Annotated in this window: 12 protein-coding genes; all 12 read right to left on the bottom strand. The window is 63.3% G+C overall.

The window, feature by feature from the left end; all coding sequences use genetic code 11:
* Positions 1-230: 230 nt before the first annotated feature.
* Complete coding sequence (locus RAH42_RS12710) at positions 231-950, bottom strand: ABC transporter ATP-binding protein (RefSeq protein ID WP_296428841.1); 720 nt, start codon at positions 948-950, stop codon at positions 231-233.
* A 2-nt stretch (positions 951-952) separates the two neighbouring features.
* On the bottom strand, positions 953-1,786 hold the full coding sequence (locus RAH42_RS12715) for an ABC transporter ATP-binding protein (RefSeq protein ID WP_317539669.1): 834 nt from the start codon (positions 1,784-1,786) through the stop codon (positions 953-955).
* Positions 1,776-2,846 carry a branched-chain amino acid ABC transporter permease gene (locus RAH42_RS12720; protein WP_078016420.1) on the bottom strand — a complete coding sequence of 357 codons (1,071 nt, stop codon included), beginning with the start codon at positions 2,844-2,846 and terminating at the stop codon, positions 1,776-1,778. The genes RAH42_RS12715 and RAH42_RS12720 overlap by 11 nt, the downstream gene beginning before the upstream one ends.
* A gap of 2 nt (positions 2,847-2,848) precedes the next feature.
* On the bottom strand, positions 2,849-3,730 hold the full coding sequence (locus tag RAH42_RS12725; protein ID WP_078016419.1) for a branched-chain amino acid ABC transporter permease: 882 nt from the start codon (positions 3,728-3,730) through the stop codon (positions 2,849-2,851).
* 170 nt (positions 3,731-3,900) lie between these two features.
* On the bottom strand, positions 3,901-5,031 hold the full coding sequence (locus RAH42_RS12730; protein WP_317539670.1) for an ABC transporter substrate-binding protein: 1,131 nt from the start codon (positions 5,029-5,031) through the stop codon (positions 3,901-3,903).
* 352 nt (positions 5,032-5,383) lie between these two features.
* Positions 5,384-6,184: an NAD(+) diphosphatase gene (gene nudC / locus RAH42_RS12735; RefSeq protein WP_078016417.1), complete on the bottom strand. Its 801-nt coding sequence runs from the start codon at positions 6,182-6,184 to the stop codon at positions 5,384-5,386.
* Positions 6,185-6,303: 119 nt separating this feature from the next.
* Positions 6,304-7,683 carry an FAD-binding protein gene (locus RAH42_RS12740; protein ID WP_078016416.1) on the bottom strand — a complete coding sequence of 460 codons (1,380 nt, stop codon included), beginning with the start codon at positions 7,681-7,683 and terminating at the stop codon, positions 6,304-6,306.
* A gap of 260 nt (positions 7,684-7,943) precedes the next feature.
* Positions 7,944-8,573 (bottom strand): ATP-binding cassette domain-containing protein, encoded by a 630-nt coding sequence (locus RAH42_RS12745; RefSeq protein WP_317539671.1) that lies wholly within the window; start codon positions 8,571-8,573, stop codon positions 7,944-7,946.
* Complete coding sequence (locus tag RAH42_RS12750) at positions 8,566-9,432, bottom strand: ABC transporter ATP-binding protein (protein WP_078016414.1); 867 nt, start codon at positions 9,430-9,432, stop codon at positions 8,566-8,568. Before RAH42_RS12750 ends, RAH42_RS12745 begins: the two co-directional genes overlap by 8 nt.
* A gap of 9 nt (positions 9,433-9,441) precedes the next feature.
* Positions 9,442-10,296, bottom strand: coding sequence for an ABC transporter permease (locus RAH42_RS12755; protein WP_199674642.1), 855 nt, complete (start codon positions 10,294-10,296; stop codon positions 9,442-9,444).
* On the bottom strand, positions 10,289-11,278 hold the full coding sequence (locus RAH42_RS12760; RefSeq protein ID WP_199674641.1) for an ABC transporter permease: 990 nt from the start codon (positions 11,276-11,278) through the stop codon (positions 10,289-10,291). Before RAH42_RS12760 ends, RAH42_RS12755 begins: the two co-directional genes overlap by 8 nt.
* An 87-nt stretch (positions 11,279-11,365) precedes the next feature.
* Complete coding sequence (locus RAH42_RS12765; RefSeq protein WP_317539672.1) at positions 11,366-12,910, bottom strand: ABC transporter substrate-binding protein; 1,545 nt, start codon at positions 12,908-12,910, stop codon at positions 11,366-11,368.
* Positions 12,911-12,992: the final 82 nt, after the last annotated feature.

Below are 12,992 nucleotides of genomic sequence, written 5' to 3' on the forward strand. Positions count from 1 at the left end.
CGAGCGTTCCGCACTCCGAGGGGGCAGCCGCTCGGGGCTATCTTTTCCGTTGTGCGCTCTGCGAGCTCGTTTTGTGGATTCCCCCCGGCATTTTGGCCGTTTGATATCTCAGTCAAGGTACAATACGATCTCCTGAAAGCAAAAGATCCGGAAACGGACGCATGGATCATAGTCCGCTTTCGGATCCTTGTTGAGATCGAGCGTTTGATGGGAATTTCTTCATCCGTTTGTCAGCCGCCCAGATAGGCTTTTTTGATGGCGGGAGAGTCGAGCAGTTCGCGCCCGGTGCCGGTGGCGACGATGCGGCCGGTTTCCAGCACGTAGCCGCGGTCGGCGATGGAGAGCGCCATGCGCGCGTTCTGTTCGACGAGCAGGATCGTGGCGCCGTTCGCGTGCAGATTGCCGATGATGTCGAAAATGGCTTCGACGAGCAGCGGCGCCAAGCCCATGGAGGGCTCGTCGAGCATGAGCAGCTTGGGACGGCTCATCAGCGCGCGTCCCATGGCGAGCATCTGCTGCTCGCCGCCGGAGAGCGTGCCGGCCACCTGACGGCGGCGTTCCTTCAGGCGCGGGAAGAGCGCGAAGACTTTTTCCAGATCGGCGGCGAGGCTCTGCGCGCCGGCGGCATGGCGCGTGTAGGCGCCCATTTCCAGATTTTCCTGCACCGACATGTGCAGAAAGACGCGGCGCCCCTCGGGGACCTGCGCCAGGCCGAGCTCGACCACCTTGTAGGGCGGCACTTTCGCCAGTCGGCGGCCGAAGAAAGAGACGCCGCCCGTGCGCGGCAGCAGGCCGGAGATGGCGTTCAGCGTCGTGGATTTGCCGGCGCCGTTGGCGCCGATCAGCGTGACGATCTCGCCCTGAAAGACTTCGAAGGAAATGCCCTTGATGGCGTGGATGCTGCCGTAAAAAACGTGAACATCGTCAACTTTGAGGATTGGATCGGCCATGGTTAGCCCTCCTTCTGCCGGCCGAGGTAGGCCTCGATGACGGCGGGGTCGCTCTGGATGTCCGCCGGCGCGCCCTTGGCGATGACGCGCCCGAAGTTGAGCACGCAGATGCCCTCGCACAGGTTCATGACCAGATTCATGTCGTGTTCGATGAGCATGATGGCGATCGGGAACATCTCGTGCACGCGGCGGATGCTGTCGATCAGCTCGCGCGTTTCCGAGGGATTCATGCCTGCCGCCGGCTCGTCGAGCAGCAACAGCGACGGGTAGGTGGCGAGAGCGCGCACGATCTCGAGGCGGCGCTGCGCGCCGTAGGGCAGCGAACCGGCCTTGACGTCGGCCAGACCCTGCATGTCGAAGATGGACAGCAGCTTGAGAGCGCGGCGATGGGCGGCCAGTTCCTGGCGGCGGTAGCGCGGCAGGCGCAGGATCGCGCCGAACAGGCCGTAGTGGATGTCGTTGGTCATGGCGACTTTGACGTTGTCGGCGACGCTGAGGTTCTTGAAAAGTCGGATGTTCTGGAACGTGCGGGCGATGCCGAGGCGGTTGGCCTGCGCCGGCGTCATGCCGACGGTATCCTGCCCGTCGAGCAGCACGGTGCCCGTGGTGGGGTGGTAGACTTTGGTGAGCAGGTTGAAGACCGTCGTCTTGCCGGCGCCGTTGGGACCGATCAGCCCGGCGATCTCCGTGCGACCGATGGTGAGGTTGAAGTTCTCGACGATCTTCAGACCGCCGATCGTCAGTCCGAGATTGACGCACTCCAGGATCGGGGCGCGTCCGGCGTCGCGCTCGGGAACCAGCGCGCGCGAGGGGACGGGAACGAGTTTAGTGGCCATGGAGGGCTTCCTCCTTTGAGGCGCGGCCGAAAAGTTTCAGCCGCGCGAAGAAATTCCTCACGGCCGCGTTGTTGGAGCCCAGCATGATGGCGATCAGCAGCACCGCGTAGATCAGCATGCGGTAATCGCGGAACTCGCGCAGCTTTTCCGGCAGGATCGTCAGCGCCGCGGCGGCGACGATGGAGCCGAGCATGTTGCCCTGGCCGCCCAAAACAACGAAGACGAGGATCAGGATCGAAGTGTTGAAGTCGAACTTGTTGGCGACGATCGTGGAGTAGTTCATGGCGAACAGGCAGCCGGCCGCGCCCGCCAGCGCCGCGGAAACGACGAAGGCGGTCATCTTGTACCTGGTGACGTCGATGCCGACGCTCTCGGCGGCGATACGGTCGTCGCGGACGGCCTGGAAGGCGCGCCCCATACGGCTGTTGATGAGATTGTAGACGACGACCAGCGCGATCATCACCAGCGCGAAGCCGGCGCCGAACGTGGCGATCTTGCGGATGCCGCCGACGCCCATCGGGCCGCCGACGATCAAACGGCCGCCGGGCAGCAGCCCCGTTGTGTCGGCCAGCATGCTGAAGTGCAGCCCCGCCTTGTCGACGCCCATGTAAAAGTTGTTCAGCACGCTTTTGATGATCTCGCCGAACGCCAGCGTGACGATGGCCAGGTAATCGCCCTTGAGCCGCAGCACGGGAATGCCGATCAAAAAACCGGCCAGCGCCGCGAACGCCGCCCCCGCCGCCATGGAAACGGACAGACGCAGGGGCGCAAAGGGGACGAGATCTTGCAGCAAGATGGCGCAGGCGACGCCCGTGAACGCGCCCACGGACATGAAGCCGGCGTGCCCCAGCGACAGCTCGCCGAGCACGCCCACCACCAGATTCAGCGCTACGGCCATGACCATGTAGGCGCAGATCGGCACCAGCATCCCCCTCATGGACGAACTGAGCGTCCGCGTCGAGATCATGGTCTGGAGAACGACGTAGGCCAGCGCCACCAGCGCGTACGTGCCGTAAACGCGGCGGGCTTCGGGTCTTTTGAGGTTGATCAGACGTTTCACGGCTACACCTTTTCCTGCATCTGACGGCCCAGCAGTCCCGCGGGCTTGACCAGCAGTACCACGATCAGCACGGCGAAGACCACGGCGTCGGAGAGCTGCGTGGAGATGTATGCCTTGGCGAAGATCTCGATCACGCCCAGCAGCAGCCCGCCCAGAAAAGCGCCGGGAATGGAGCCGATGCCGCCGAAAACGGCCGCCGTGAACGCCTTGATGCCCGGCAGCGAACCCGTCGTCGGCATCAGCGTCGGATAGGCCGAGCACAGCAGCGCGCCGGCTGCGGCCGCCAGCCCGGAACCGATGGCGAACGTCAGCGAAATGGTGGCGTTGACGTTGATGCCCATCAGCAGCGCCGCGCCCTTGTCTTCCGAACAGGCGCGCATCGCCTTGCCCATGCGCGTGCGTCCGACGAACCACGACAGCGCCGTCATGATCGCCAGACAGGAGACGATCGTCACAATCGTCACGTGAGAGATGGAAAGCCGGCCGCCGAACAGTTTGACCGCGCCGTGCCCGACCACCGAGGGGAACACCTTGGGATTCGACGTCCACAGCAGCAGCGCCGTGTTCTGCAAAAAGTAACTGACGCCGATGGCCGTGATCAGCACCGCCAGCGACGGGGCCTGGCGCAGCGGCTTGTAGGCCAGCTTTTCCACGACGATGCCCAGCAGCGTGCAGACCGCCATGGCCAGAACAACGCCGGCGATCGCCGGCAGGTGGAAGCGAAACACGGCGTAGAAACAGACATAGGCGCCGACCATGATCACGTCGCCGTGAGCGAAGTTGAGCATCTTGGCGATGCCGTAGACCATGGTGTAGCCCAGCGCGATGATTGCGTAGATGCTGCCCAGGCCGACGCCGCTGATAAAGAAGTTCAGAAAGGTCATGAGTTCACCTCGAAAGATCTCGCAAAAAAGTGGAAAAGCGGCGAACGGCGGGATGGAGCCGTTCGGAAGAGAAAAGCGAGAGCGTCGCCGAAAGGACCGGTCAGGCCGGCCTTCCGGCGACGCTCTTAGGCGAGGCGGAACGGCGCGCCGTTCGCTTGCGCCCGTGAAACTTAATCGAGCCCGACGTAAGCGCCGTTTCTGATGATCATGCCCTTGGGATCCTTGGAGATCTCGCCGTTGGCCTTCCACGTCATGTTGCCGCCCGTCAGTCCGTTGAACGTCATCGTCGTGAACTGCCCGATCATCAGCTCGCAGAGCTTCTCGGCGTTCATGTCGGGCGCGGCCTTGGCGTTTTCGAGCGCCTGTTTGTAAGCGTAAACGCAGTCGTACGCGTCGGCGGCGAACTGATTGGGAACTTCGCCGAAACGCTTCCGATACTCGGCCACGAAAGCGGCCGTGCGCTCGTCCGTGGAATCTGCGTTGAACGGCGTCAGCAACATGACGCCTTCGGCCAGATCCTTGTTGAAGCCTTCCATGGTCAGGATGCCGTCCATGCCGTCCACGCCGAACCACTTGGGCGCAAAGTTCATGGCCGCCGCCTGAGCGAGGATCAGCGAGGCGTGCTGATAGTACATGGGCAGGAAGACCAGCTCCGCGCCGGACTTCTGGGCGTCGGCCAGCTGCACCGAGAAGTCGGTGTCGTTGCCGTCGGCGAACGTGGTGTCGCTGACCACTTCGAGGCCGGCTTCGGCCGCCTTGGTCGCGAATGTGTCATGAATGCCCTTGGAGTACACGTCGTCGTTCTTCCAGATCACGGCGACTTTCCTGGCCAAAGCTTTGCCGGCGATGTACTGTGCGGAGGCGGAGCCCTGATTGGGATCGACGAAGCACATCTGGAACACGTTGTCCTTGCCGGCGGTCACGGCGACGGCCGAAGCGGAAGGAGTGAGCGCGAAGATGCGGTCGGCGAAGTTCTCGGCGGCCGTCGCCTCGCAGGGTTTGGACGTGACCGAGCCGAGCGAGAGCTGCATGCCCCAGTCCTTGAGGGCGTTGTAGGCGTTGACGGCCTTTTCGGCGTCGTGCGTGTCGTCCTCGTAATTCAGCTCAAACCGAATGCCGCCGGCCGCGTTGATCTCGTCGACGGCGATCTGCGCGCCGTTCTTGGCGGCATTGCCGTAAATGGCGGCGCCTCCCGTCAGCGGAGCCGTGCCGCCCAGCTTGAAGGCGTCGGCGCCGAAGGCGCAGCCAGCCATCATGGAGGCGGCGAAAACGAAAGCGAATACGAATACATCCTTTTTCATCGTGTAAAACATCCTTTCAGCGAGAATTTGCAGAGCATGCGCTTTCAGGCAGGTCTGCCGACGCGAAGGCGCGCGGTCCGCTCTGGCGAAGGAACGCCATGCCTTTTCGCGTTTATGAAAATGAATTATATGAGCGGCTCAGCGAAAAGTAAACTGTCGACGCCTTTAAAATAAGTAATATTGCAATTATTGCGTTAATTCAAGCCTAAAGTTTAGACGGCAAATAATAAAATAATCAGAATATTTATTCTTGAGTTGTTGAACGGCGGCGAGCAAAAAAAACGAGGACTGGCCGAAAAGATCGGTCAGCCCTCGTTTTATCGAATAGATTTTAGGCAGCCGGGAACCGGTGTCAGCGGTTTTCGGCGGCGTTTCCGCGGCGCGGGTGGCGCGCGAGAAAGTCGCGGATCAGCCAACCGGCCACGGTGAGCGTGCCGGGGATATTGTCGGGGATCTCCTCGGGGGCGAACCAGCGGGCCTCGCCGATCTCCACGCCGTCGGGGCGGAGCTCGCCGCTCTTCCAGCGGGCGCGGCAGGCCAGCATCAGCGAGCGGGGAAACGGCCAGTACTGGCTGTACAGATACTGGATGCTGTCCCGGTCCACTTCGACGTTCACTTCCTCGCGCACCTCGCGGACGACGGCGTCTTCGATCGACTCGCCGACTTCGAGAAATCCCGCCAGCACGCTGAAACGGTTGAATCTGTTCCGCCGGTTCATGGCCAGCAGTAGCTTGCCGTCGCGCTCGACGGCCACGATCATGGCCGGGCAGATGACGGGAAAGAGCGTGTGCCCGCAGCTGGGGCACTTCATGGCGTGCTGCTCGCCGGGCGCGGGCTCCATCTTCGCGCCGCAGCAGCCGCAATAGCGGGCCTGACGATGCCAGTCGGCCAGGCCCCAGGCGGCGCTCATGGCCTGAAAGTCTTCCCTGCCGAACTGCTCGCCGAAGGAGCGGCGGCTGACGGCGCTCCAGCCCTCGGGGAGTTTTGCGTCCGCTTCGACGCGTCCCCAGACGCAGCCAGCGGGACCGAGACTGCCGAAGGGCCCCGAGTCGCTCAACGGCAACCGCCCCGCCTCGGCGGCGCCGGGCAGGCGCCCCTGAAAGAGCAGGACCGAATCGCCCTGAAAAAGTACGGCCGTGTTTTCGTCAAGCATTCAGAGCGCCTCCGGCTTTCGCGGCCCGAATGGACATGACGCGGGGCGCGCCGGGCGTAACGCGTTTTTCTTCCATGAAGAATCAGCCTCCCTGCATTCCAAAGAAGATTTTTAAGAGTTCAGGCGCCGAGAACGGCCCTTCCGGCCACAAGTCCGCTGGCCGCCGCCTGGATGATGCCGCGGCTGACGCCGGCCCCGTCGCCGGCCATGTACAGATGTTTGACGTTGGGCACGGCGAGGTTGTTTCCCAGCTCGAGACGCAGCGAATAGAGCTTGATCTCCACGCCGTAGAGCAGCGTGTCGTTCTGGTTGACGCCGGGCATGATCACGTTCAGCGCGTCGAGGAACTCGACGATGTCGGTCATGTGGCGGTGGGGCAGCACGAGGCTGAGGTCGCCGGGGACGGCGGGACCGGTCTGCTCGATCATGCCGCGGGCGATGCGGTCGGGCGTGGAGCGGCGACCGTCGCGCAGGTCGCCGAGGCGCTGCACCAGCAATCCGCCGCCGGCCAGCATGTTGGCGAGGCGGGCGATGTGCGTGGCGTAGCCGATCGGGTCGGTGAACGGGCGCGTGAAATTCTTGGTGACGAGCACGGCGAAGTTGGTGTTGTGCGACTTGGTGTTCTTGAGACTGTGCCCGTTGACGGTGACGAGGCCGTGCGTGCGGTTGAACTCGGAGACCACGAAGCCCGACGGGTTCATGCAGAAAGTGCGCACGCGGTCGTCGAACGTGGGCGTGTTGTAGAGACATTTGACTTCGTAAAAGTCGCGGGTCAGCTCTTCGCAGGCGCTGTCGGGCACTTCGACGCGCACGCCGATGTCCACCGGCATCGAGGCGATCGGCAGCTTCAGTCGTCTGACGATCCCCTCCAGCCACGAAGCGCCGTCGCGTCCCGGCGCGACGATGACGTCGGCGGCTCGGTGTTCCGTGCCGTCGCTCGTGACCACGCCGACGGCGGCGCCGTTTTCGACAAGGATGTCCTGTACGAAGGTGTTCATGAGGATGTCGCATTTGTCGCGCAGGGAGCGGTACATGGCGTCGAGCACCTCGCGCGAGGCGTCGGTGCCGATGTGGCGGATCCTGGCCGGCAGCACCTTGATGCCTTTCGAGGCGGCCCGGCGGATCGTGTCGTGCACGTTCTGCCCGCTCGGCTCGTAAAGATGGGGATCGGCGCCGTCGGCGACGAAACGGTCGTCCACGGCTTTCATCAGGCGCTCCAGCTCCGCCGTGCCGACGTACTCTTCGAGGTTGCCGCCGTAGCCGGTCGTGATCGTCAGCTTGCCGTCGGAAGCCGACCCCGCGCCGCCCCAGCCGGACACCACCGCGCAGGACGGGCAGTTGACGCAGCGGTCGGCTTGCCCCGCCATGATCGGGCAGATTCGTTCCCTGATCAGCCGCCCCTTGTCGACGATCAGCACTCTTTTGCCGGCGCCGGCCAGTTCCTGCGCCGCGAAAATCCCCGCCGGCCCCGCGCCGACGATGATCGCATCGTAGTTCATGATTCTTCCCCCAAGTTCTTTTTGGGAACGTTTGATTTTACCGTTCGAGATCTTGATGAATTATAGCATGCCGGGAAAAACAAAAATGTCGGCGCGGAAAAAGCGGTGCGCTCTCGTCGAACTGCCCTGGGCGAGAAACTCTTCGATCCTGACGCCGAGAGGATTCAGGCGAAAATGTTCCACGTGGAACAATATAAACGGCCGCGCGACGATGAAAAAATCCATCGTCGCGCGGCCGTTTGCCGTCAGTGCCCGGTCTGTTACAGGTCGCGGCGGTCCACTTCCACGCGGTTCAGTTCGGGGATGCGGATAATCCGCGTGGCCACGCGCTCGGCCAGCGAAGGATTGTGCGTGATGGCGACGAGTCCCATGCGATGGCGCTCGGCGTAGTTCAGCACGAAGTTCCAGATGTGCGCCTGATTGAGCGCGTCGAGCATGGTGGTCATCTCGTCGGCGATCAGCAGGCGCGTCTCGGGGCGCATCACGCGGGCGACGCAGAAGCGCTGCAGTTCGCCGCCGGACAGCTCGACGGGCCAGCGGTCGTACCAGATGGAACGGATGCCCATTTCGTTCAGCACCTCGCCGTCCAACGGCCCCGCTTCGTACAGAGATCTTTCCATCTTCCAGCGCGGGTTGAGCGCTTTTTCAGGATGCTGATAGACGAGCTGCACGGGGCAGTAGCCTCTCGCCGGCAGCGGCGCGCCGTTCCACAGCACTGCGCCGCTGCCGGGACGCTCGTAGCCGGCCATCACCTTGGCCAGCGTGCTCTTGCCGTAGCCGCTGGGGCCGAGAATGGCGACGCGCTCGCCTTCCGCCACGGAGAGGCTGACGTCCTTCAAAATCCACGGACCGCTGCCGTAGCGGAAAGAAATTTTTTTCACCTCAAGCATGGCAGCCGCACCTCATTCCCCGTTCGTCCACGTCCCAGGTCGCGCCGCTGGAACCGCACGCCGCGCAGCGGTCGAGGCGAAAGCCGTTCTGCGGCAGCGCCCGGAACAGCGCGCGGCTGTACGGGTGCTTCAGCCCTTCTCCGTCGCCGCTGAAAGAGCTGACGGCCGCCGTCTCCACGACGCGTCCGTCGTAAAAGATCGAGATCGCGTCGGCGACGTGCAGCGCCAGGTCGATGTCGTGCGTGATCAGCAGCACCGCCTTGCCGTGATCGGCCATGACGCGGAAGTCTTTGAGCGCCTCCAGCGCGATCTCCAAATCGAGCCCCGGCGTCGGCTCGTCGGCGATGATCAGTTCGGCGTCGGCCACGTAGGCCGTGGAGAGCAGCACGCGCCGCGCCATGCCGCCCGAAAGCTGGAATGGATAGAGTTTTTCCACGCCCGGCTTCAGACCGAAATGGGCGAACGCTTCGCGCATCTTCGCACACCGTCCCCTGCCCGGGACGCCGCAGACTTGGGGACCGACGCGCATCAGCGGGTCGAGAAACGCCACCGACTGGGGGATGAAGGCGATCTCGCGCCCGCGCAGCCGCGCTTTCGTTTCCGCCGTCATCGCTTCGCCGCGGTAGAACATCTCGCCGCCGGTGCGCGCGTTGCCGGGCAGAATGCCCATCACCGCGTGCGCCAGCAGGCTTTTGCCGGAACCGCTGGAACCGACCACGGCGAGAATCTCGCCCGCGCTCAGCGTCACGCTCAGATCGGCGATGGCCTGGAACGTCACTTTCTCCAGCCGCGCGTCGTAGCTCTCGAAACCGACCGACAGGTGGCGCACGTCAAGCAGGATGTGCTTGTCTTCGTTCATGAGGGCCTCCTATTCGCGGGCGCTGTGCGGGTCGATCAGTACCCGCAGATAGTCGCCGACGCCGTCGAAAAGCTGCGTCACCAGCAGCAGCGCGACTCCGGGGAAGAACGCCGGCCACCACATCCCCGCCGCCAGATACTTCATCGATTCCGAGAGGATCACGCCCATGGCCGGCGTGTCCAGCGGCAGACCGTAGCCGAGGAAGGTGATGCCCGCTTCGTGCAGGATCGCGTGCGGAAACAGCAGGATCAGACCCACCACGTACTGCGGGAAGACGTGCGGGACGATGTGCCGTACGGCGATGTGCAGCGGCCCTTTGCCCAGCCTGCGGGCCACCTGCACGTACTGGGCCGAACGGATCTGCATGACCTCGGCGCGAATCAGTCGCGTCAGGTTGGGCCAGTGCGTCACCGCCACGCCCGTGATGACGCCGGCCGCGCCGCCGCCCATGGCGATGGAAATCAGAATGAGCAGGATCAGGTGCGGCACGCCCATGCACAGATCGACGAGATAGTTGACCACGGCGTCCACCGTGCCGCCGAAGATCGCCGACAGACTGCCGAGGACCAGTGCGATCACCGAACTGATCGCCGCCGACAGCAGGCCGATACGGATGCTCAGCGACAGCCCCGCGACCGTGCGGTAGAACATGTCTCGCCCGAGATTGTCCGTGCCGAACAGATGCGCCAGCGACGGCGCCAGGCGGCGGGCCGAATAGTTTGCCTCGAAACTTTCCGGCGGCAGCAGCAGCCCCCAGACGAATACGCCCGACAGGATCAGCGTTCCCGTGCCGATCATCAGCAGCGTTTTGCGGCGGCGATTCAGCCAGGCCCTCGCCGGTTTTGCGCAGGCAAGCTCAGACACTGGAGCGCCCTCCCTCGCGGATCTGCGGGTCGACGAAGCCGTAAATGAGGTTGGCCGCGAGGTTGCCGGCGAACACGAAAAGGACGCTGAACAACGCGATTCCCATCAGCAGCGGCGCGTCGGCGTGAAGCCCCGCCTCGACGGCGGTGGCGCCAAGCCCTGGATAGGAGAAAACTTTCTCCGCCAGCACCGAGCCGCCGAACAGTTCGCTCACCGAAGCGCACTGCAGCGTCACCGCCGGCAGGGCGATGTTGCGCAGGCCGTGGCGGCGGATGATCTGGCCGAGCGTCTCGCCGCGGGCGCGGGCGAAGACGACGTACTCGCTCTCGAGCACGTCGATCAGCTTCTGCCGCGTGTGCAGCGCGATGTTGGCCACGCCTGTGATGGACAATGTCAGCGCCGGCAGGACGAGGTGATGGAGCCGTTCGCCCCAGGTGACCTCCGAGGCGAGGCGCCCGATCGGAATGGAGAGTCCCAGCGGGAACCAGCGCAGCTCGACGGCGAAGACCACCAGCACCAGCAGACCGATCCAGAACGTCGGCGTCGACGCCAGCACGAGGCTGAACGTCCTGACGATCTTATCGAGCCAGCTGTCGCGATACGTGCCGGCGGCGACGCCAAGAACGAGCCCCAGCGCGCCGGAGAGCGTCCATGCCGTGCCCATCAGCAGCAGCGAGGCCTTGAAACGCTCGCGCAGCACCGACGCAACCGGCTGATGCAGCGACACCGACCTGCCCAAATCGCCGTGAAGCGCGCGTTTTGCCCAGATCACATAGCGCTGGAGCGGCGGCTTGTCCAAATCCCATTGTTCTTCGATGTGGGCCCGCTGTTCGTCGGAGACGTTGATCTCGCCCAGAAAGGCGTCGACGGCGTTCATCGGCGAGGCGGTGACCAGAAAGAAACTGAGCATCGAAGCGGATGCAAGCAAGAGCAGCATTCGCGTCAGCGAGCCGCTCAGATATTTCAGAAGGCTTTTATTCACGGGAACGGGAGCTCCTTCCTTTGTCCTGTGTCGAAAAAACGAAAGCATGGCTGAATTCCGCCTTTCGGCAGAACTTCATGAAAAGCCTCAGTCGTCCCAGGACCACTCGTTCATGTTCTCGACGACCGAAAGTCCCTGATTGCGTACGGGGATCTTATTCAGCGGGGGGAGGCGTAGCCCCTTGCGGACGAGATAATTGTTCCGGGGACGGCTGATGTACAGAAACGGCACGTCCGCGGCGGCACGGGCCTCGGCCTTGCTCCAGAACGCGCTGGCCGTGTTCTGGTCCGTGGCGCGCATCGCCTGGTCGATGAGCGCGTCGACGTCGGGATTGCTGTAGGACGACGGATTGTTGATGACGGCCTTGTTGATGTTGGAGGAATGGTAATACAGTCTGAAGTCCATGGGGCTGGGAGCGCCGACGCTCCAACACGTAGGGACCGCGCGGGCTTTTCGGCATTCCGCCCAGGGCGCCGATCTGGCGATGATGCGGATGCCGAGAGCTTTGGCGTTATCAGCCAGCGCCACCACCGTATTGTAGCGATCCAGATCGTTGCTGCGGCCGGTGACGGTGAACTCGGCCTTGACGCCGTTTTTCTCGCGGATGCCGTCTCCGTCGGTATCTTTCCAGCCGGCGTCTTCGAGGAGCTTTTTGGCTTCTTCGACGCGATTGTCCTCAAAATCGATATGAGCCGCCCAAGGAAGCGTGTCGCTGCCAATCGAGCAGGCCGGCGTGCCCATGCCGTTCAGAGCGCGTTCCACCAGCTGCCGGCGGTTGATGCCGATATCCAGCGCCTTGCGGATCGCGGGGTCGCACGTCACGTTGTTGCCCGTCTTGCTTCCGTCGGGGGCCGTTCCCTCCGGAATGACCGGCAGGTTCACCGCCAACGTCCCCAGGACGTCGAGGCTCAGCAGCTCCATCCCTTCCACCGCCGAGTGCGCGTACTCGGAATTGACGAGGACGAGATCCAGCTGCCCCGATTGAGCGGCGGCCAACGCCGCGTCTTCGTCGATCTTGAGAATCGTGACACGCCGGAACGGCGATTTTGTGCCGTAATAATAGGGGTTCGGTTCGAGAATCAACTGCTGATCTTTCTGGAAATCGACGACGCGCCAGGCTCCCGAACACACCGGCCGGTCGCCGTACGCTTCGTGATAAGCGTGCGCCGGCACGATGCCCACAAAGCTCAGAGCGTAAGGGAACAGCGACGAAGGCTCGCTCAACGTGAATTCTACCGTGAAATCGTCGAGGGCCTTCACGCTCTCCATGACCGTCAGGTCGGCGGCCGAAGCGCTGGCCTTGGTCTTCTCGTAGGTGAAGACGATGTCTTGGGCGGTCAGCGGCGTGCCGTCGGCGAACTTTGCGTCGCGGCGGATCTCATACGTGTAGCTGAGACCGTCGCCGCTGATTTTCTCGCGTATCGCCAGATCTTTTTCGAGCACGTTGTCCTTTCCCGACTTCAGCAGGTGGCAGTGAAAAATATCGGGCCCCCATACGCCGTGCCCGAGAATGGGATCGAATTTGCCCGCCACCATGTTGACGCCCGTAGAGATCACGATCTCGTCCTTCGCCATGGCCGTGCCGCAGAGCACGGCTGCCAGAGCCAACGCCGCAAGAAAACTCTTTTTCATGTCTGCCTCCAAAGTATGCTTGCGCGGAAAACCGCGCTCTTGGCGCTTTGGCCGGAGAGTGAAAACGAAAAAACACGCCGGC

This window comes from Pyramidobacter sp. YE332 (assembly GCF_033060595.1).
In the GTDB taxonomy this organism is placed as follows: Bacteria; Synergistota; Synergistia; order Synergistales; family Dethiosulfovibrionaceae; genus Pyramidobacter.